This is a genomic window from uncultured Formosa sp. (assembly GCF_947500765.1).
Classification (GTDB): Bacteria; Bacteroidota; Bacteroidia; order Flavobacteriales; family Flavobacteriaceae; genus Formosa.
This window is the reverse complement of sequence record NZ_CANMTH010000033.1, coordinates 1-2,547: the sequence shown is the minus strand read 5'-3', so window position 1 is coordinate 2,547 and position 2,547 is coordinate 1. Positions and strand designations below refer to the sequence as shown.

Here is a 2,547-nt window from a genome sequence, read left to right as displayed (position 1 = left end):
AAAACGTAAAGACTAGGTTAGTAGATTGTTACGAATGCGTTTATTTCTATTAAATATGATTATTCTGATATTATAATGCATTATCTAATTATATGAAGCACTAAATAGTTTCAATTGTAACTCTACTCCTACCCTTTTTCTTATTTACATATAGTAGTTATACTTATTATATTAAAGATACAGTCTTCTAATATGAATCTATTATATAAAGTAATCATCAATTAAAATAAATATCATTAATAATATACTTCTAAAACATCAGCATTTTTAGACTTTAATGTTACAGTATCTATTGTTGCTGGAAGAAAAACTGTTTCACCTTTAAACATTTTGTAAGTAACATCGTTCCAAAGTAAATCTAATTCACCTTCTACACATATATATATGACAAAAGAATCTAATGCAGAATAGTCTTTATTCATTTCCCCTTTTACATTTACAATATTAGTTTTAAAATATGGTGAATGTACTAGAGGGTTTGTTCCGTTTTCAGGTTTAGAGTATTTTGTTTTATACGTATCGCTTACACTATAATCTATAACGTCTACCGCTAACTCTGTATGAAGCTCTCTTGTTTTACCTGTAGTGGCATCTACTCGGTCGTAATCGTATATCCGATACGTAATATCTGATGTTTGTTGAATCTCTGCCAACATAACTCCTGATCCTATAGCATGAATACGTCCTGTTGGTATATAATAAGTATCTCCTTTAGATACAACATCATTATTAAGGACCTCTAAAATGCGTCCAGACTCTAATGCTTTTACATAAGACGCTTTATCTACTTTCTGATTAAAGCCTACTATTAGCTCTGCATCTTTTTCTGCTTCCATAACATACCACATTTCATTTTTACCAAATGAGTTGTGACGTTCTTTTGCTATTTCATTATTTGGATGTACTTGTATTGATAAAGGTGTTTTGGCATCTATAAACTTTATAAGCAACGGAAATTCTGTTCCGAATGTATTATAAACTGTTTTACCAACAACATCTTCTTTATACTCTTCTGTTAACGCTCTTAATGTTTTACCTTCTAAAACACCTTCACTAACAATTGTTTCGTCTCCTTTAACATCTGAAATTTCCCAAGACTCTCCAATATTATGGTCTTGATAGTTTTTATGTAATACTGTTCTTAATTTTTCTCCGCCCCAAATTCTATATTTATATAGTGGAGTAAATTTTAATGGATATAATGACATGTTTTTAATTATTAAATAAAAAGAGGTTCCAAAACCTAAATTTTGAAACCTCTTTTCAATTAGATTTATTGTTATTAATTAAAGGTAACTTCTAAGGGTGTATTTATTTTTTGTGAAAATTCACTTAAATAATTTTCCCATAATGCTTTTGTTGGATATTGATTAGATCCTTTCCAAGCAAAACCAGCGTAATATACAACTTTGTTATCATTCACTTTAAGTTGTGAATATAAATTACTACGATCTGTCATATTAGTAACGTAATGATCTGATGCTGTCATGACACCTTTTGGAGCAACTACGGCTGTCCCTATTTCTGAATCGAAATAATTAGGTTCCCAATATGCAATCCATCCGTCTTTTACATTTTCTGTAATCTCTCCATCTTTATTATGTAACGTTAATCCAATAGAAAGTTCGTCTGTACCTGTAACATGAATTTCAAAACGTGATAGATTATTTCCGTAGTCTAAAGAAATGTGTTTTTCTTCACTAATTGTTTTACCATTAGCGTCCCAATCTGCATAGCTTAATACAAAACTCGTTCTTATTGGTCCTGTTGTAATGGTTTTCCATGTTGTGAAGTTTTTAGAAATATAATACGATGTATCTACTTTCACTGCAGATCCTCCTACGCCACGACTTGAACCTACGTGAAAATTATCTAACCCTTCTCCATGATCGATATGATAATAACCTGGAGCTTTATCGTTTTCTGCATACCATTTATTAATAATAGGATACTCGACTTTTTTTAACCACGCATCAATACCACTAGACAATGTCCCTCCAGGTATTGAATCTTCAATCATTTTTTGAGCTAAAGGTCCATAAGTTCTAAACCCAACTTTGTTGTTTTCCCAAGTATAATCGTCTGTACGTTCAGGTACAAATCTAGAATAACAATACGCTACAGTATCTTGCATAGCTACTGCATCTGCTTTTACTAATTCGAATTGTTTTTCTGATTTGGGAGCCAATTCAGGTTGAAATAATAAAACATCGGCTGAACCATCTTGATCTTCGTCTACAAATTGTGAAACTAAGATCGTTTTAGTCTTAGCATCTTGAATACTTAAATCTTCAAAATGTTCGCCTTCTTTTAAAACCACATCTGATTTAGAGATTTCTACAGTTTCAAAACTTCTAGGTAACTCTAAAGTATTTTTTACTGTAATTGTTCTCGTATCTTTATCTTGCTTATCACAACTTACAAAAAATACTGAAGCTGCGATACACGTATAAATGAATGCATTTTTCATATTAATCTTCGTTTGAAGGTTTTCCTATTGTAGCTAAAATTCCTCCATCTACATACACAACATGTCCGTTTACAAAA

General features: G+C 31.0%; 2 protein-coding genes. Both read right to left on the bottom strand.

Annotated elements, in window-relative coordinates:
- Positions 1-236: 236 nt before the first annotated feature.
- Positions 237-1,208 (bottom strand): type I phosphomannose isomerase catalytic subunit, encoded by a 972-nt coding sequence (locus Q1B05_RS18435; RefSeq protein ID WP_299782909.1) that lies wholly within the window; start codon positions 1,206-1,208, stop codon positions 237-239.
- 74 nt (positions 1,209-1,282) lie between these two features.
- A complete protein-coding gene (locus Q1B05_RS18430; RefSeq protein WP_299782907.1) occupies positions 1,283-2,470 on the bottom strand; it encodes a DUF4861 domain-containing protein in 1,188 nt (395 codons plus the stop codon).
- Positions 2,471-2,547 lie beyond the last annotated feature (77 nt).

Bases quoted from the DNA above. Each gene is read 5' to 3' on its own strand.
- Q1B05_RS18435 (WP_299782909.1), bottom strand. From the start codon at position 1,208: ATGTCATTATATCCATTAAAATTTACTCCACTATATAAATATAGAATT.
- Q1B05_RS18430 (WP_299782907.1), bottom strand. From the start codon at position 2,470: ATGAAAAATGCATTCATTTATACGTGTATCGCAGCTTCAGTATTTTTT.